Consider the following 17726-nt stretch of genomic DNA (forward strand, 5'->3'; position numbering starts at 1 on the left):
ATCGACCGGAATCGGTATGTAAGCCAGCCTAGCGGAGTGAAAGTGAAACTGATGGACAGCGGCGGGGGTGAGAGCAAGTAACACGGACTATCCGTCGCAGTTCGGTTTGTCTGGGCACACCGCCGGGAGTAGCCCGGGAATAGCGCCGAGGGTGAGAGTTGAACCACGGTCGCTTCGCTCCCTGATTCAACTCTCACGTAGCTTCTTCACCTCGATTCGGTGCCGCGGTGCGATCAAACACACCGCTGGAGAATCGTTGGAGAGAGCGCCGAGGGTGAGATTTGAACCACGGTCGCTTCGCTCCCTGATTCAAATCTCACGGAGGCCCAACATCCCGATCAGGTGCCGCGGTGCGATGAAACGCACCGCTGGAGAATCGTTGGAGAGAGCGCCGAGGGTGAGATTTGAACCACGGTCGCTCCGCTCCCTGATTCAAATCTCACGGAGGCTCTTCACCTCGATTCGGTGTCGCGGTGCGATCAAACGCACTGCTGGAGAATCTTCGGAAACAGCGCCGAGGGTGAGATTTGAACTCACGTGTCCGAATGGACAGCAGATCTCGAATCTGCCGCCTTGGCCGGGCTAGGCTACCTCGGCTACACCCCAAATTCGACGACGACGCGTTTAATCGGTTTCGGTTTTCCGGGACCGTCGGGCGGTGGGTGTCCGAGGCGGTCGAGCGGGTCGCGGGCGCACATCGCGCGTGCGGTCGGTTCCTGATCGGAGATCCGCGCCGCGATTCCCGCGGTGACGATACTGTATGCGGGAGCGACTGACCAACACGTCAGGGACGAACCCGTCTGATACGGATCGCTGCTGGCTCTCTCTCCCGTCCCTCGCGGCGCCGTCCGGCGCGGTTAGTGGCAAACGGTGGCGTGGGTGTCAAAGAACGGCTCTATGAAAATCCTGCACCTAAGTCCCTGGCGCGTGACTCAAGTCAACAGAGGTTGGTAGAGACCGAGTGAGAACTAGTGCAACAAGCACGCTAGAATGAGCTTTTCTCGACCGGGACTATCTCCCCGCTCGTCGTTGCTATCACCAACGACGAGCGAGGAAACGAACCGGACGGTGAGAAGCAATGAGATGGATTCTATGACACGCTCTACGTATCCAATCACAAATCGTTCTCAGGAAGTTCACAAGAGGATCAGCGCGACTTTTCCGAGCAGACGGGCGGTGAGATTGAACAGGAACATCGAGACGAGCAGCCCAATTATCCCAATAGGGACAGCAATCACTGCTTCAGCCAACGTATCGATCGTCCAGATACCGAGTTCGATCCCCGTACTGGGAACCGTATAGATGAAGGGTGCCAACAGCAGGCCGACAGAAACACCCAGAGACACAGCGAGTAGACCGAACACTACGATCCCGAGCGGGAGCTTCAACACTAAATAGACCAGCCCCGTCCACGTCGAGCGAGCCACTACCCGTGCCCGTATCTGCGGCCAGAGGGCCGTCTCGTCTGTGAGTGCGTCCTCGGGAGGCTGAACGTTGAGCTTCAGCAGTTTGTTCGTGAGTTCTCGCTCGAAGGCACAGAGATAGCGGCTCCCGAGAAGTACGCCGATCAACAGCGGAACTCCCACCAGAACCACTGTCAACCCGACGCCGAGGGCAGTCCCGACAGTCAACAAAACGAAATACGCTACTCCAAGCGGAAACATCACTAATAGATACAGGAAATTCCGATACGTCTGTTCCTGACTGAGTGGCCTGATTGCGGAGAGTACCGGCGAGTCGTCCCGTTTGGAATCAGTCGTCGTGGCTGCTCGATTCATTTCTGAACACCGATTTCGTCGGTAGCCGTGCTTGCAGGCTGGCGGTACGGGCCGCGTCTCGCCCGTCGGTCCTGCCAGAGAAGCCATACTCCGATCGCTCCGGCGAGCAGTACGAACCCGATTGAAATCAGTTCGTAGACCACTGACGTCGTTGCTGCCAGTGAGCCGGTCACATCAACTGCGAAGTGCCAGACGACGAGCGGCCAGAGGCTCTCCAGCCGGAGTGCAATCGCACCGAGACCGATACCTAACGGGATGATGAGCAGCATCTGCGGGAGCCACTCGGCCAGCGAGTTCCCGAGAATGACCTGTGAGATGTGGGCCAAACCGAACATCGTGGCGGGTAACACGACAGCAAGCAGGCGGCTGCGAGGCTCAAGCGCACGGAGCAACACACCGCGGTAGATGAGTTCCTCAGAGATGGCCGCCCCGAGTGCCACCCCCACGATGATCACGAACAGTGCCGCCCACGGCGGAAGTGTTTGGCCCTGAATGAGCGAGATCTCGGGGATAGCGAGGCCGAACGCAACCGGGACAAAGACGACGGCTGCGAAGGGGAGCAGATAGACAACTGCACGCCGATTGACTGGTGCCGTGAGCCGAATTCTCTCCCACCACCCGAGCCAGGTGACGAGGCCGATACTGACCGCCACGATAAGCCAATTGAGGACGAGCCCGATTCCGTGGAGCGTTAACTCTGGCACGGCCGCTTCGAGGATAGTTCGTGTGAGTAGTGTCAGGACAACAAGAGCGGCTGTGAGTCCGAGCGTAAATCCGACTGGGCGGCGTTCGACGATCGATACCATACAATCTATACGCTAGTCTACTATATATAGACGCATTGACATAGTCGATACAGTGACTGGTGTCAAGAGGTACCAACTCCCGGCGGCGGCGAGCACCGGGAAAAAGTTACAGCAATCATTATCAGAAGAGTCTCAAGATAGCCCGAGAATTATCGCAAAGAGGTTGTACAGCGGTTGATTGAACGCCGAACCGACCGCTCACTCGTCGCCGCCGTCGGTGACGATCCGGACGTCCTCGGCTTCCTCCATCTCGACGAAGCCGGGTTCGGTTTCTTCTTCCTCTTCTGTCGTATGCTCATCGAGCAGTGCTTCGAGTCGGTCGTGAGTCGCTTCGCGTGGGTGATCACCGTAGTGGCACATCGCGGAACCCGGCCGTTCGAAGGGACTGAGAACAGTTAACAGTTGATACGGTCCGGAGCAGACAGGTGACGGCGACCCGTATTCGGAGAGACACCGAGCGGTGCAGAGGCCTCTTCGGCGAGATTGAAACTGTCGGGTGACCTGGTTCAAGCCGTTCACGACTTGGAATCACGAATATCTTGTCCCTCAGTGACACTGATCCGAATCATCTGCCGGACTGCCGACCCCGGAGATCGCTTATAAATATCCGTCGCCGGCCGTCTCGGCACCGATACCGGATGAGATAGAGTACCACACAGTCAGCGGATGTAACACGTAATTCGGGCGATTTCAGGCGTTACAGTTGATCTCGCTGCCAAGCCACGAACACCGCCATAGCAAAGGGTTTATATAGAATCACAAACAATCAAACGATGTCTATGAGTCAGCGAATGCAGGGTCAGCCGATGATCATTATGGGCGAGGACGCCCAGCGTGTGAAAGATAAAGACGCTCAAGAATACAACATTCAGGCCGCTCGCGCGGTCTCGGAGGCCGTACGCTCCACACTCGGACCGAAGGGGATGGACAAGATGCTCGTCGATTCGATGGGCGACGTGACCATCACGAACGACGGCGTCACGATCCTCCAGGAGATGGACATCGACAACCCGACGGCCGAGATGATCGTCGAGGTCGCCGAGACCCAGGAGGACGAGGCCGGCGACGGGACGACGACGGCCGTCGCGATCGCGGGCGAACTCCTGAAGAACGCCGAGGACCTCCTCGAACAGGACATCCACCCGACGGCGATCATCAAGGGCTTCCACCTGGCGAGCCAGGAGGCCCGTTCCCAGGTCGACGAGATCGCAGAGCGTGTCGAACCCGACGACACCGACCTCCTCCAGAAGGTCGCCGAGACGTCGATGACCGGCAAGAGCTCCGAGCTCAACAAGGAGCAGCTCGCGGAACTGGTCGTCGCCACCGTCGAGGCCGTCACCGTCGAGGCCGAGGACGGCTCCCACGTGGTCGACCTCCACAACGCCAACATCGAGACGCAGACCGGCCGCGCGACCTCCGAGTCCGAACTCCTCAACGGGGCAGTCATCGACAAGGACCCCGTCAAGGACGACATGCCGACGACCTTCGACCAGGCGGACATCCTGCTGCTCGACGAGGCCATCGAGATCGAAGAGGCCGACGTCGACACCCAGGTCAACATCGAATCCCCCGACCAGCTTCAGCAGTTCCTCGATCAGGAGGAGAAACAGCTCAGGGAGAAGGTCGACGCCATCGTCGAGTCCGGTGCCGACGTCGTCTTCTGTCAGAAGGGCATCGACGATATGGCACAGCACTACCTCGCGAAGGAGGGCATTCTCGCCGTCCGCCGCGTGAAGAAGTCCGATATGGGCTTCCTCCGCGACGTCGTCGGCGCCAACATCGTCTCCGATCTCGACAGCCTGACTGCCGCCGACCTCGGCTCCGGTTCGATCCGACGTGACGGCGACGACGATCTGTTCTACGTCGAGGGGCTCGGCGAAGAGGCGCACGGCGTCACTCTCCTGCTTCGCGGCTCCACCGACCACGTCGTCGACGAGATCGAGCGCGGCGTCGAGGACGCACTCGACGTCGTCTCCTCGACGGTCTCCGACGGCCGCGTCCTGGCCGGCGGCGGTGCGATCGAGGTCGAACTCGCCCGTCGGCTCCGCAGCTACGCCGGCTCCGTCGGCGGCCGCGAGCAGCTCGCCGTCGAAGCCTTCGCCGATGCGGTCGAACTCGTCCCGCGCGTGCTCGCGGAGAACGCTGGACTCGACTCCATCGACACGCTGGTCAGCCTGCGTGAGGCTCACGAGGACGGCGACACCCGCGCCGGCCTGAACGTCTTCAGCGGCGACGTCGAGGACACCTTCGAGGCAGGCGTCGTCGAGCCAGCCCACGCGAAAGAGCAGGCGCTCTCCTCGGCCACGGAGGCCGCGAACCTCGTGCTCAAGATCGACGACATCATCGCTGCCGACGAGCTGAGCACCAGCGGTGACGGCGAGGAAGGCGGCGCGCCCGGCGGCGCCGGCGGTATGGGCGGAATGGGCGGTATGGGCGGAATGGGCGGCGCGATGTGACGATCGGGTAACGTCACGCGCTCCGTTTCCACGACCTGCGCTGTACCGCTTGCTTGACGCCGCTCGATTTCCACGCTCGGGCACTTCGGACGACCGGCCCATTTTTCGCGTTGTTTCCCGACGAGCACCGCGTCCGCGCTGCCGCCCGAAATTCGGGAAAAGGGCTTTTTGTTACATACAAATCTCGATTTATTGAGTAATTTGATATTTGATCCGATAATGGTATGAATTAAGTGTGTGACGCGGAATCGTTCGGTATGGAGACGCTCCTTCTCAACGGATCGGACGTCAGAGAGAACGCGGCGATGGCGGAGCTGGTCCCTGCCATCGAGGAGGCGTTCGGGGCGTTCGAGCGGGGAGACGCGCAAATGCCGGCGAAGTCCTACATCGACCTCCCGCAGTACAACGGGGATTTCCGGTCGATGCCAGCGTACCTGGAGACTGACGAGTGGGACGCCGCGGGCGTCAAGTGGGTGAACTCCCACCCCGACAACCCCGAGCGGTTCGACCTCCCGACGGTGCTCGGGACGATGATCTACTCCGATCCAGAGACTGCGCTCCCGCTCGCGATTATGGACGGCCGGGAGCTGACTGGACTCCGGACCGGCGCGGCCGCGGCTGTCGCGACCGACCACCTCGCCGTGGCGGACGCTACCTCCCTCGGCATCGTCGGCGCGGGCGCGCAGTCGTACACGCAACTACGCGCCATCTCGCAGGTTCGGGACATCGAGACAGTCGTCGTCGCCGATCGAGACGCCGAACGCGTCGCCGACTTCGTCGAGACCTTCGAAGGCGAATACGACGTCCACGGCGGGTCGATCGCGGAGGCTGCCGCCTGCGAGGTCCTCTCGACTGTGACGCCCGTCGAAGAGCCGATCGTCCCGCGGGACGCCGTCGGCGAGCAAACCCACATCAACGCGATGGGGGCCGACGCCGCCGGCAAACACGAACTCGAAGACGAGATTCTACTCGACGGGAAACTCGTCATCGACGACTACGAGCAGACGACTCACTCCGGGGAGATCAACGTCCCTTGGAGCGCGGGCACGCTGACCGACGACGACATCTACGGCTCGCTCGGTGAGATCGTCGCGGGGAAAAAAGCGGGACGGACTGACGACGACGGGCTTTCCGTGTTCGACTCGACCGGGCTTGCGATTCAGGACGTCGCGGCCGCCCACGTCGTCTACGAGCACGCGACCGAGAAGGACGCCGGCTACGCGTTCGATCTATTCGGCGTGGCGTAGCCGAAACGCGCGGAACGTCCACCGTAGACCGGGTCGCCCGAGGCGTCTCCGGTAGCTTTTACAGAATCGCCGACGCGGCCAACGTATGGTCTGGGTACGCGCCGAGTACGCGGGGCCGCTCGCGGTCGTCTCGACGTGGCTGGCCGCCTTCGTCCCCTGGAACGTCACCTACTCGCCCGACATCGCCGGCGGGTCGGTGCTCTTCGTCCGCTTTCCCTTCTTCCAGGTGCGGTATGCCTTCGACGTGGCCGCCGCTCGGCGCGTTGCGGTGTCCGATCCCCTGTCGGCGACCGCGCTGCAGGCCGGGCAGACGGTTCAGGCCGCCTATCAGGCGTGGACGGTCGGTGCCGCGATTCTCGCCGTCGCGGTCGTCGTCGCAGTCGCCTACTACCGCGACGAGGAGTCTGTCGAGTCGTGGCCGGTCGACCCGGTACGACTGCTCGGCGCGCTGTTGACGCTTTCGGGACTCGTGCTCGTCGTCGCGACGTATCTGCTCGCGACGCGAGGGCTTCCCGGCGTCCCACTGCCGATCGGCGTCGTTTTCCTGCTGCTTTTCGGAGGCATCCTGTTGACTGTCGATCGGACGCCGCCGTCGTCCGCGCCAGAGTCCGAGGCGTGAGCGTCCGTTTTCGGCTGTGCGGGCGACAGTATAAGTCGCTCCGCCCAGAATAACCGGTAACGCGACACCCACACGAGATGGCAGGGATCGATTCGGAGCAAGAACGGGGTGGGAGAGCCGAGGCGGAAGCGACAGCTACGGGCGCGGAGACGGCCGCCGATGGGTCTTCGAGCGGGGACGAAAGCGTCCTCGAGAACCTCCAGCGGCGGATGCAGCGTCTCGCTGAAGTCCTCCGGGGCTCGTCGCTCGAGATCAGGCCATATCGGCCGGAAGACGGGATTTTCGCCGACTTTGCGGCACCGCCGGGCGAGGAGATCGTCGACCGGTACTGGGTGAACGCGCCGTACGCCTACGTCGTGATCACGTACGACGACGAGGAAAGCGAACACTACTACTACGCGGTCGAGCCCGAACTCGACGACTTCGAGGCCGAACTCCTCTCGCGGGTCAAAGTCGACATCCGCGATCCGCTCCTCTACCGAACGAATGAGGAACCGACCGCCGAGGAGACGCTGCGGGACGAACTGCAGACGTTGCTCGAACAGTACGGCGTCGAGGTCTCGATGCGGACCTTCCACGCGCTTCTGTACTATCTCTCGCGTGACTTCCGGGACCTCGGCCGGATCGACCCGCTAATGTCGGACCCGCACATAGAGGACATCTCCTGTGACGGCTACGACCTCCCGATCTTCGTCTACCACGACGACTACACCGACATCGAGACCAACATCGCCTACGCCGCCGACAACCTCGACGACTTCGTCATCCGACTCGCCCAGGAGTCCGGCCGGCACGTCAGCGTCGGCGACCCCGTCGTCGGGACGACGCTGCCCGACGGGTCGCGGATCGAACTCGCGCTCGGCGAGGAGGTGACGCCGCGCGGGTCCGCGTTCACGATCCGGAAGTACGCCGACGAGCCCTTCACCCCGATCGACCTCATCAAGTACGGGACCTTCTCGATCGAGCAGATGGCCTACCTCTGGCTCTGTATCGAGAACAACCGGAGTCTGATCTTCGCCGGCGGGACCGCCTCGGGGAAGACGACGTCGATGAACGCCGTCTCGATGTTCATCCCGCCGCGCGCGAAGGTCTTGACCATCGAGGACACCCGCGAACTGTCTCTGTACCACGACAACTGGCTGGCGTCGGTGACGCGGGAGCGACTCCACGAGGGCAGCGACATCGATATGTACGACCTGCTGCGGTCTGCGCTCCGCCACCGCCCGGAGTTCATCATCGTCGGCGAGGTGCGGGGTAACGAGGCCGTGACCCTGTTCCAGGCGATGAACACGGGCCACACGACCTTCTCGACGATGCACGCCGACAGCATCGAGACGGTGATCAATCGCTTGGAGAACGAGCCGATCAACGTGCCGCGGGCGATGGTCCAGTCTTTGGATCTGCTCTGCGTCCAGACGCTCACACGCGTCGAGGGCGAGCGCGTCCGCCGCTCGAAGGCGATCGGCGAGGTCGGCGAGATCGACCAGCGGACCGGCGAACTCGACTACTCGCGGGCGTTCACCTGGGATCCGGGCTCTGATACGATCGAGCGCTCTGATCTGAACCTCTTAGAGGAGATCCAGCGGGACCGCGGGTGGAGCCGGACGGAGCGGAAAGAGGAGATGAACCGTCGAAAGCGGTTCCTTCAGCGGCTCGTGGAGCTAGACACGACCGACTTCCGACGGTTCACGGCGCTCGTCAACGAATACTACTCGAACCCCGAGAAGGTGATGAACCGACTCGAGGCTGCCGAGAACCCGTCGAGTGACCTGAGCGACGCCGACGTCTCCGAGGCGGCGGCGTTTGACGGCGACGAGGTCGAGGTCGATGGCGACGATTGATCTCATCGTCGGCTATCTGCCGCTCGTCGTCGTGACACTGCTTGCGGCACCGGTTGCGCTGTTTCCCGTCAGCCGACGCGCCCGGCTGATCGTCTCCCGGGTCGGGCTCCACGTCTTCGGGCAGTACGTCGCAGAGCGGAGTCAGAACCGGGAGGACCAGATTACGCGGATGCGGGCCGCGTTCGTCGGAGAGAGCCACCGCGTGTTCGCCTCCGAGACGCTCGTCATCGCCGCTGTTTCGGGCGTTGCCGGGAGCGTCTACGGGGTCTACCTCGGGGCGATGGTCCTCCGCTCGCTCGCGATCGATCCGGAAGTTCTCCGGGAGGTTCTGCCGGGACCGGCGGAGTTCCTCGCGACGGTGGCTGGGGTGCCGAACCTCTCGCCGGTGCAGTTGTTCGTCGTGCTCCTTCTTGCCAGCGCGACGTTCGGGACGGCACTCGCCGCGGGCACCTACTGGGGCCGCTGGACGTATCTCGACCAGAAAGCGCGGGCCCGCGGGATCGAAATCGACGCGACGCTCCCGCGGACGGTCGCGTTCGTCTACGCGCTCTCCCGGTCGGGAATTCCGTTTCAGGCGGTCCTGCGGACGCTCTCGCACAACCAGGACGTCTACGGCGAGGCCGCTCGCGAACTTGGCGTCGCGGTGCGGGATATGGACGCGTTCGGGACCGACATCCTGACCGCGCTGGGGGAGACGGCCGAACGGACGCCGAGCGAGAACCTCGAGGAGTTCACCGAGAACCTCGCGAGCGTGCTCTCGTCGGGACAGAGCGTCTCGACGTACCTTCACGATCAGTACGATCGGTTCCAGGAGGAAGCAGAGGCTCAACAGCGACGGTATCTGGATCTCCTGGCGACGTTCGCGGAGGGGTACGTCACGGTTCTTGTCGCCGGCCCGCTGTTTTTCATCACGATCCTCGTCGTCATCGGGCTGGTGATGCAGGATACGCTCACCTTAGTCAGGCTCATCAGCTACCTCGCGATCCCGCTTTTGACGTTCGGATTCATCGTTTACGTCGACAGCATCACTGAGGGACTCACCGCGCCGGGCGGGGAAACGGAGGACGACACCACCCGGCTCCGGATAACGAAGGGCACCGGAGTGGTCTCTCCGGGTGGGGGCGATGACGCATCGCCGGTAACGGACGGCGGCACAGCCTCCGGGGAGCGGTTGTCGGACCGAGCAAACAGGGAGCGACTCGCGGTGTACGACCGGATCAGGACGGTCCGGGAGACGCTCTCCGATCCCGTCGAGACGATTCTGCGGCAGCCGGTGTACTCGCTTTTCGTTACGGGACCGCTCGGACTGCTGGTGTTTTGGCTTTCGCTGGAGGAGGCGGCTCTGGCGGCGGCCGCTGCGTTTCTGTCGGGCCCGTCGTCGACGGAGGCGGTCTGGGAACTGGTCGCGGCAATCGACGGCCCGATCGTCCGCGTGGCGCTTTTCGTGCTCGGCGGGATCGCACTCGCCCACGAGGTTCAAAAGCGGCGGCTCCGCCGCATCGAGGCGGAAGTCCCCGACTTCCTCGAACGGATGGCCAGCATCAACGAGGCGGGCGTGACGATCGTCGGGAGCCTCGAGCGGCTATCGAAAGCGGAACTGGGACGCCTCGGCGACGAGATCGACCGGGTCTGGCGGGACATCCAGTGGGGATCGAACGTCGAATCGGCGCTCGCCCGGATGGAACACCGGACGGGGAGCCCGATGGTGTCGCGGTCGATGACGTTGATCCGCAACGCGATGGCCGCGAGCGGTAACATCGGCCCCGTACTCCACATCGCGGCCGACGAGGCACAGGAGACACGGCGGCTCCGCCGCGAGCGGCGCCAGGAGATGCTCACTTACCTCATCGTCATCTACATCTCGTTTTTCGTCTTCCTGGGTATCGTCACCGCTCTGACGGTCGCGTTCATCCCCGCGATCGAGGCGGCGGGACAGTCGGGCGGGGTGGCCGCCAGTGACGTCGGCGGCGTCGATGCCGGGGTGTTGGGCGGACTCCAGACCGTCGACACCGAGGCCTACCAGCTGCTCTTTTTCCACACTGCAGCGATCCAGGGCATCTGTTCCGGTATCGTCGCCGGCCAACTCGGCGAAGGGAGCGTCGCCGACGGCGTGAAACACGCGACAGTCCTGCTCGGCATCGCATACGTCGTCTTCGCGTTCCTGTGATCGACGCTATCTGCTCGCCTGGGTCGTCTTCGCGTTCCTGTGATCGGCGCTATCTGCTCGCCTGGGTCGTCTTCGCGTTCCTGTGATCGACGCTATCTGCTCGCCTGGGTCGTCTTCGCGTTCCTGTGATCGGCGCTATCTGCTCGCCTACGTCGCCTCCATGCCTCTGTGATCGTCACTCGGACCGCCGCGGCTTTGTGCGGTCGCCGTCTCCGGGCGACTATGGACGACGAGGCGACACCCCCGCCGGTCGGGGAGACGTACGATCGGATCGCGACGCACTTCTCGTCGACGCGTGAGTACCCCTGGCCGGAGGTGGTCGCGTTCCTCGGGGGCGACGCGGGGGACGGTCCCGCCGACGAGGCGGCATCGATCCTGTCCGGTGCGGCGACGCCCGAAGCGAGCCAGGATAGAGGTACTGACACGTCGACCATAGGAACTGACCGCGGCGACGACTCCGATACGCCCGCAGATCAGACCGCACGCGTCGGGGTCGATCTCGGCTGCGGCAACGGCCGCCACGCCGAGGTGCTGGCCGACAGGGTCGAAACTGTGGTCGGTGCCGACGTCAGCGGCGGACTCCTCCGGACTGCCAGGGAACGGGCACTCGACCGCGGATTCGACGACGCCCTGGCGCTGCTACAGGCCGACGCCGCGTCGCTTCCGCTTGCGACAGACGCTGTCGACGTTGTCGTCTACGTCGCGACGCTCCACCACCTCCGCCCGCGGGACCGTCGCGTCGCCAGCCTCTCGGAGTTAGCCCGCGTCCTCGCGCCGGGCGGCCGCGGGCTCGTGAGCGCGTGGTCGACGGCCCACGACCGGTTCGACGCTGAGGCGGGCTTCGACACGACAATCCCGTGGACGCTCCCTGGCGGCGAACGGGTGCCGCGATACTACCACATCTACGACCCTGCGGAGTTCGCGGCGGATCTCCGCGAGAGCGACCTCCAGATCGTCGATACCGTCGTCTCCAGCGGCAACTGCTATGCGGTCGTCGCGCCGGGCGGGTCGGCGTAGCGGGCTGCGGTCCTACGACGATCCGACGGGTGGTCAGCGGCGACGCACGCGAACTACGGTCTTAAGTCCGACCAGTGAGTAGTACGACTCGAATGAGCGAGACAGCGGACACATCCGAGTACGAGGTGGTCGTCGTCGGTGGCGGGCCGGCGGGGTTGCAGACGGCGCTGTATACGACGCGGCTGGGCCACGACACGGCGGTCGTCGACCGCGGCGGGGGCCGCGCGGCGATGATGCTCGACACCCACAACGTGATCGGCGTCACCGAGGAGACGTCGGGCAACGAGTTCCTCGCGACGGCGAGAGAGCAGGTGGAGTCCTACGGCGGCGACGTCGTCCGCGACTTCGTTACCGAGGCCGACGAGACGGACGACGGCCGTTTCCGGCTCGTCGGCAACGAACGGACGTACCTCGCCGAGCGGGTCGTTCTCGGCGTCGGCTTCAGCGACGAGCGGCCGGAGCCGCCGCTTCCCCGGACCGGAAAGGGTCTGCACTACTGCCTGCACTGTGACGCGTATATGTTCATCGACCGGCCGGTGTACGTGATGGGAACCGGCGAGGCGGCCGCCCACGTCGCGATGATTATGCTCAACTTCACCGACGACGTGGATATTCTGCTCCGCGGGGCAGAGCCCGAGTGGAGCGCAGAGACGGACGAACAGCTCCGCGGACATCCGATCGGGATCGTCGAATCGGAGATCACGGGAATGCAAAAGAGCGACGACGGTTGGCTCGAAGCATTCGAGTTCGAAGACGGCACCGTCCGCAACTACCGCGGCGGCTTCCCGATGTACGGCTCGGACTACAACACCGACCTCCCCGAGCAACTCGGCTGTGAACTGAACGACGACGGTACGGTCGCCGTCGGTGAGTCGGGGGAGACGACCGTCGACGGCGTCTACGCCGTCGGCGACCTCACGCCCGGCCACAACCAGATTCCGGCCGCGATGGGCGAGGGCGTCCAGGCCGGTATCGACATCCACTACGGCCTCCGGGAGTTCCCGCGGGATCTCGAATCGATCCGCGCGGACGGTCCCGTCGACGCCGGGGCCGTCCCGGGCATCGGTGAGCGCGTCCACGCCGCTGCCGATGACTTCGAGGAGGCGCGCGCACCGCCGATCGAGCAACCGGAGGCCGAATCGCCCGCTGACGACTGATACCGATCACTCTCACTTGTTCTCGCCGAGTGCCACCCACGTTGACGGTGCCCCGGCGGTAAGAGACGACACTCGGTCTTCTGATTTGAGACCCAGTTTGACAGCCCGAAAGGGTAAGGTCCTTATCCGGGGACCGGAAAGTGGCAGGTGACGGCCGACACCGCTCCGAGTGGTGTTCGCCCGTAGCGCGCCGGTGGTCTAGTGGTAGGACCTGAGCCTTCCAAGCTCATGGCCCGGGTTCAAATCCCGGCCGGCGCATTTCTTCGGCGAACGGAGTGAGCAGAGAAATCGCCCTGCCGGCGATTTGAATCAGGGAGCGGCGCGAACGCAATGAGCAGAGCGACCGTGGTTCACAATCCCGGCCGGCGCAGTTCTCGAGCGAACGTGAGAGGAATCGACGAGGGTTGTGATTCGATCGCCCGTGCGATGGTTTTTGTCCGTTCACACCAATAGGTAGCCGTGTCAGCCTTCGATGCCGTGTTATTCGACCTTGACGGGACACTCTGTCGTCGGACACAGGATACGGCGGCTGTGTATGCGGCGGCGTTCGAGCACGTCGGTGCGACACCCTTCGGCGAACCGGCAGACCTCTGGGCCGCACTCGACGGCCCGCCGGATCACGACGACTGGACGGGGTATATCGGCGCAGGATTTGCCCGTCTCGCCGCCCAAAACAGTCGTACCGACGTCGACCCGCTGGCCCTCGCTGCGGCACTCCGTGAGTTCGTCGACGACTCTGCAGTTGCGTTCACCGAGGGGGCAAACGCGGCACTTGACAGTGCTGCCGGCTGCGGTGGGGTCGGCGTCGTCACGAATGGACCGAAAGAGCGCCAGGAGCCGAAACTCTGCGCACTGGGCGTCCTCGACCGCCTCGACTCTGTAGTTTACGCCGCCGACTTGCACCGAAAGAAGCCACACGCGTTACCGTTCCATCGCGCGCTCGCGGAACTCGAGACGTCGTCCGAACGGGCGCTGTACGTCGGCAACTCGCTTGCATACGACGTTTCTGGCGCACAAAATGCCGGACTCCCGGTCGCGTGGCTGCGTAGCGAGGGGAGTGCTGCAGCCCCCTACGAACCCGAATACGTGATCGACTCGCTGTCGGAGCTGCCGGCGATACTCGAGGGGGAGCGATGACCGGGAAGCTACCTGGGGACGCCTTCGGGGACGAGCGAGTGCGGGCCGGTGCACGAGCGGCACTCCGAACGCTGGAAGCGAACGTAACAGCCGTGGAGCCGATCCCTCGTGGCAACAGAAAACGGACCGCGATCGCTCGGTTCGAGAGGCGGGGACCGGTTGTCGTGCAGGTATGCGCGGAGGTGAGGTGGCTGCGGACCGAGGCGACGCTTTTGTCCCTGATCCGCGACCGGACGGGGGTGCCGGTGCCGCCGGTGCTTTCGGCGGGTGAACACGACGGTGTCGCGTACCTACTTACCGCCTACGTCGCTGGCGAAGACCTCCACGAGCAGTTTACCGCGGCGGATCCCGAGGTGAGAACGCTGCTCGCGCGGTCGTTCGGAAGTTACCTGGCGCAACTTCACGACGTGTTTCTGTTCGACAGCTACGGCCGGCTCGAATCACCGGGTGAGTTCTCGCCGCCCGGTGACGTGCTTTCGCCAGCGTACGAGGACTGGGAGGAGTGGTTCCGGGAGTACGGCCTGGGGGCGGTGAACCGCCTTCCGGAGGAGTTCGACCCGCTGCGATCCGATCTGCGAGGACTGTTCGATCAGCCGGCGATCGACGGGAGCCCACAGGCACGACTCTATCCGTGGGACTTCCGGCCCGGGAACGCCCTCGTTGCCGACGACCGGGTGACGGCCGTGCTGGACTGGGAAGCTCCGCTGGCCGCTCCGGCACCGCTGTCGGTCGCGAAAGCGGAGTATCTCGTCGCCGATTGGTACGTGAGCGAGCCTGCGCCCCTCCGGGTGGCGTTTCGAACTGGCTACGAACGTGTGCGGCCCTACCCAGACGTCCCCACGGCCCACCGCGTTGCCGCAATCGCCGATAGCGCCGTCGACTCCGCACGGCGTGTGACCAACCCACGGTATCCGGAGCTAGACCGCGAGGGTGCTGTTGCTTTCCATCGCAACTCACTCGAAACAGCACTCGCAGGAACGCACCACGCGGCCTGGTGATACTGTCGGCTACAAGTCTGTGAAGAATTTCGCGACCCCGGAGTCGCGAATCTCTCGCAATAGTTATAGCCGACAGTATGAGTCGCACGGAGCAGGAGCCGGTGAACGGAGTGGCGAAGGAGCGAATGCTGCCGCCCCGCGACGTCTGAACGCGAACAGAAGCCGGCGACGGCTATCGGCTCGTCCTGTACTCGGATGATTTATTCCCCTGAGAGCATTGTTCGGTGCCGCTCGGCTGAAAGCAGTGGAAACAATTATACTAATTTAACATTATTATTTATGTATGTTAAAAGTTAACACAGATAGTCTGAAGACGCTCGAATCGTGGCGTGGACTCCTGTTCATAATCGCTGGGGTGGTGTTCGCTGGTGATCTGACTATCCTGCTGTATAATCTCGCAGTCGGAACGGAGAGCCAGTATCTGACGCTGGGACAGGGCTTGATCGGGACCGCTTGGACGTGTTCTTTCCTCGCGCTCCTCGGATTCTATCCGAAACTGTCCGAGCGGAGCAAGTGGCTGCCGCGGATCGGCGGTGTGTTTGCGGTAATCGGATTGCTCACGATGCTGGCGATGGCGGTGACCTCGTACGGGGTTATCGCTGGGGTCATTCCCGGTGCGCTCGAGGAGTACACGATGTTCTTCCTGCCGGGCGTTTTCCTTGGCATCGTGTTAGGGTTCGGCCTGTACGGGGTCGCATCGCTCAGGACGACGCTCTACAGCCAGCGCGTCGGGGTGCTATTCCTCGTGCTCGTGGCCACGTTTTTGACCAACATCGGGACCGGTATCGCGGGGTACAACCCACTCGCGAAAATCATTGGCGTGGTGGCGATGCTAGTGCTTGCGAACCTGGGATTGGGGTACCTCGTCCGTACGGGGGATGCCGAGATTACCGCTGTCGAAGGGACCTCGTCGGATTCGGCCGCGTGAGGCTCCCGATCCTGATCGTTCGGACTCGACTATCTTCCCGTGACTAACTCGCGATCTGTGCCTTGCATACGCCGAATTGATCTGCCTTGGTGTCAGATACTATGCGACCGATACAGGGGACGAAAACAGCGCGCTTCAACTATTCGGTTGTGAGCAAGCCTGCGATACGATTCACTGGTCCCGAAGTTCTCCAACAGTGTTAATCGCTCTCACTCCCTGGTGAGAATATGGCTATCGCACGACACAAAAGTAGTGTCAGTGCGGATGTCCGAGCGCTGCTCTCCCAGATTCATCCCGTGTTTATGCTGCCGCCGCTTGCTGCCTCCTGGTTCGGTGCTGCTGTCGCTGGCCAGTTCGCGATCGCCATCGGCGCACTCCATATGACCGCGATGTTCTTCGCCGTGTACACTGCCCACGTGAAAGACGGCTACGTCGACTTCTATCTCCGAGGGGAGGACGATGATCACCCGATGTCGATGCGTGGTTGTCGATTCGCACTCTTCGGTGCAGCCCTCGGTTTCTCAGCCTGTACTCTCTCGCTCGGGATTGTTGTGGGGCCAGGAGCGTCACTCATCACACTCCCGACCTGGTTCGTCGGCTATCTCCACGCGCCACAGTTAGACACGAATCCAGTCACGACGACTCTGGGCTATCCGACCGGGATCGCGCTTGCGATCCTCGGCGGCTTCTACGTCCAGACCGCGACTCTCACTCCGGCGGCGATCGGATTCGCCCTCGTCTTTCTTGTGACGTTGGCCGGTGTCAAGATCATCGACGACGAGCAGGATTACGCGTACGACCGATCGATCGACAAACGGACCGTCTCCGTGCTACTCGGCCCCCGGCCGGCACGGCGAGTGGCTGCCGCGCTCCTGTTTTTCGGTCTCGTAGGTGTGCTCTGGGGAACGCTCGGCGGGGCCTTTCCACCAGCCTCACCGCTTGCCGCACTCGCCTTTGTCACGATCGTGCTGATCGCGATCCGTGCGGAGCCGACGATCGCGACGATGCTACTGATTCGGGGTGCGTACGTCTTTCTGGCACTGCTGTTCGTGGCTGTCTGGTTCCGCCCGCTCTCCGGGCTCGTGCTTCCGGATATTACCGCACTCGGGCCGTACACCTATCTCACAACGGAGCTCTTCTTCGGCGCAGTCGCGCTTGGACTGCTGTCCTACGCCGACGCGCTTCGCAGTGCTGCGTACACGATCGCTGCACTGTATCCCATCGCGTACCTCTGGGATTGGTACACACTGGAAGTTGGTGTCTTCGAGATTACGCTGCGGACGGGGCACGATCTGTTCGGCATTCCGATCGAGGAACATCTGTTTATGATCGTCGTTCCGGGCCTCGTTTTGGGTATTCACGAGGCGATTCGAACTGTGTCCGCGGACTCGATGGTTGCAGACAGCGACACAACAGCGGGCAGTTCGGACACTGACTCGACAACGGACAACTCCGCTTAAGTATCGACCGCAATCTAGCCGAACAGAGAGTCGGTTTTGTACTTCCCCGTCCTGTATTCCGATAATATCTCTCTGTTCTATCGGGGCGTCAGATCCAAGAGGGACGTCAGGGCGA

At 63.1% G+C, this 17726-nt stretch carries 14 protein-coding genes and 2 tRNA genes; 12 read left to right on the forward strand and 4 right to left on the reverse strand.

The features are described 5' to 3' along the window. Positions 1–512: 512 nt before the first annotated feature. The 4 genes from RJT37_RS06945 to RJT37_RS06960 form a co-directional block, all read right to left on the reverse strand. A tRNA-Ser gene (locus tag RJT37_RS06945) sits at positions 513–597 on the reverse strand. A 539-nt stretch (positions 598–1136) separates the two neighbouring features. Next, on the reverse strand, positions 1137–1664 hold the full coding sequence (locus RJT37_RS06950; protein ID WP_313688916.1) for a sensor domain-containing protein: 528 nt from the start codon (positions 1662–1664) through the stop codon (positions 1137–1139). Positions 1665–1774: 110 nt separating this feature from the next. Then, complete coding sequence (locus tag RJT37_RS06955) at positions 1775–2584, reverse strand: CPBP family intramembrane glutamic endopeptidase (protein WP_313688917.1); 810 nt, start codon at positions 2582–2584, stop codon at positions 1775–1777. 198 nt (positions 2585–2782) lie between these two features. After that, on the reverse strand, positions 2783–2944 hold the full coding sequence (locus RJT37_RS06960; RefSeq protein WP_313688919.1) for a hypothetical protein: 162 nt from the start codon (positions 2942–2944) through the stop codon (positions 2783–2785). 446 nt (positions 2945–3390) lie between these two features. Here RJT37_RS06960 and thsB point away from each other — a divergent pair, with 446 nt between their 5' ends. The 12 genes from thsB to RJT37_RS07020 all read left to right on the forward strand — a co-directional run bounded on the left by thsB (position 3391) and on the right by RJT37_RS07020 (position 17611). Then, positions 3391–5040 carry a thermosome subunit beta gene (gene thsB / locus RJT37_RS06965; RefSeq protein ID WP_313689900.1) on the forward strand — a complete coding sequence of 550 codons (1650 nt, stop codon included), beginning with the start codon at positions 3391–3393 and terminating at the stop codon, positions 5038–5040. A gap of 257 nt (positions 5041–5297) precedes the next feature. Further along, complete coding sequence (locus RJT37_RS06970) at positions 5298–6287, forward strand: ornithine cyclodeaminase family protein (protein WP_313688921.1); 990 nt, start codon at positions 5298–5300, stop codon at positions 6285–6287. A gap of 85 nt (positions 6288–6372) precedes the next feature. Beyond that, entirely contained in the window at positions 6373–6906 is a 534-nt protein-coding gene (locus RJT37_RS06975) for a DUF7549 family protein (RefSeq protein ID WP_313688923.1), read from the forward strand. 209 nt (positions 6907–7115) lie between these two features. Beyond that, the gene (locus tag RJT37_RS06980) at positions 7116–8747 is read left to right on the forward strand and encodes a type II/IV secretion system ATPase subunit (RefSeq protein ID WP_313689902.1); all 1632 of its coding nucleotides are present in this window, start codon (positions 7116–7118) and stop codon (positions 8745–8747) included. Next, positions 8734–10914: a type II secretion system F family protein gene (locus RJT37_RS06985; RefSeq protein ID WP_313688925.1), complete on the forward strand. Its 2181-nt coding sequence runs from the start codon at positions 8734–8736 to the stop codon at positions 10912–10914. The genes RJT37_RS06980 and RJT37_RS06985 overlap by 14 nt, the downstream gene beginning before the upstream one ends. Before the next feature lie 222 nt (positions 10915–11136). Further along, the gene (locus tag RJT37_RS06990; protein ID WP_313688927.1) at positions 11137–11931 is read left to right on the forward strand and encodes a class I SAM-dependent methyltransferase; all 795 of its coding nucleotides are present in this window, start codon (positions 11137–11139) and stop codon (positions 11929–11931) included. A gap of 92 nt (positions 11932–12023) precedes the next feature. Continuing rightward, the gene (locus RJT37_RS06995; protein ID WP_313688929.1) at positions 12024–13088 is read left to right on the forward strand and encodes an NAD(P)/FAD-dependent oxidoreductase; all 1065 of its coding nucleotides are present in this window, start codon (positions 12024–12026) and stop codon (positions 13086–13088) included. A 187-nt stretch (positions 13089–13275) separates the two neighbouring features. Beyond that, a tRNA-Gly gene (locus RJT37_RS07000) sits at positions 13276–13346 on the forward strand. 201 nt (positions 13347–13547) lie between these two features. Beyond that, a complete protein-coding gene (locus RJT37_RS07005) occupies positions 13548–14225 on the forward strand; it encodes an HAD family hydrolase (protein WP_313688931.1) in 678 nt (225 codons plus the stop codon). Beyond that, positions 14222–15223: a phosphotransferase family protein gene (locus RJT37_RS07010; RefSeq protein ID WP_313688933.1), complete on the forward strand. Its 1002-nt coding sequence runs from the start codon at positions 14222–14224 to the stop codon at positions 15221–15223. Before RJT37_RS07005 ends, RJT37_RS07010 begins: the two co-directional genes overlap by 4 nt. Before the next feature lie 283 nt (positions 15224–15506). Then, positions 15507–16151 carry a hypothetical protein gene (locus tag RJT37_RS07015; protein ID WP_313688935.1) on the forward strand — a complete coding sequence of 215 codons (645 nt, stop codon included), beginning with the start codon at positions 15507–15509 and terminating at the stop codon, positions 16149–16151. A 227-nt stretch (positions 16152–16378) separates the two neighbouring features. Beyond that, entirely contained in the window at positions 16379–17611 is a 1233-nt protein-coding gene (locus RJT37_RS07020) for a UbiA family prenyltransferase (protein ID WP_313688936.1), read from the forward strand. Positions 17612–17726 lie beyond the last annotated feature (115 nt).

The organism is Halobellus marinus (assembly GCF_032113415.1).
Lineage (GTDB): Archaea > Halobacteriota > Halobacteria > Halobacteriales > Haloferacaceae > Haloquadratum > Haloquadratum marinus.

Coding starts and splice junctions, on each gene's coding strand:
- RJT37_RS06950 (WP_313688916.1), bottom strand. CDS start 1,664: ATGTTTCCGCTTGGAGTAGCGTATTTCGTTTTGTTGACTGTCGGGACT.
- RJT37_RS06955 (WP_313688917.1), bottom strand. CDS start 2,584: ATGGTATCGATCGTCGAACGCCGCCCAGTCGGATTTACGCTCGGACTC.
- RJT37_RS06960 (WP_313688919.1), bottom strand. CDS start 2,944: ATGTGCCACTACGGTGATCACCCACGCGAAGCGACTCACGACCGACTC.
- thsB (WP_313689900.1), top strand. CDS start 3,391: ATGATCATTATGGGCGAGGACGCCCAGCGTGTGAAAGATAAAGACGCT.
- RJT37_RS06970 (WP_313688921.1), top strand. CDS start 5,298: ATGGAGACGCTCCTTCTCAACGGATCGGACGTCAGAGAGAACGCGGCG.
- RJT37_RS06975 (WP_313688923.1), top strand. CDS start 6,373: ATGGTCTGGGTACGCGCCGAGTACGCGGGGCCGCTCGCGGTCGTCTCG.
- RJT37_RS06980 (WP_313689902.1), top strand. CDS start 7,116: ATGCAGCGTCTCGCTGAAGTCCTCCGGGGCTCGTCGCTCGAGATCAGG.
- RJT37_RS06985 (WP_313688925.1), top strand. CDS start 8,734: ATGGCGACGATTGATCTCATCGTCGGCTATCTGCCGCTCGTCGTCGTG.
- RJT37_RS06990 (WP_313688927.1), top strand. CDS start 11,137: ATGGACGACGAGGCGACACCCCCGCCGGTCGGGGAGACGTACGATCGG.
- RJT37_RS06995 (WP_313688929.1), top strand. CDS start 12,024: ATGAGCGAGACAGCGGACACATCCGAGTACGAGGTGGTCGTCGTCGGT.
- RJT37_RS07010 (WP_313688933.1), top strand. CDS start 14,222: ATGACCGGGAAGCTACCTGGGGACGCCTTCGGGGACGAGCGAGTGCGG.
- RJT37_RS07015 (WP_313688935.1), top strand. CDS start 15,507: ATGTTAAAAGTTAACACAGATAGTCTGAAGACGCTCGAATCGTGGCGT.
- RJT37_RS07020 (WP_313688936.1), top strand. CDS start 16,379: ATGGCTATCGCACGACACAAAAGTAGTGTCAGTGCGGATGTCCGAGCG.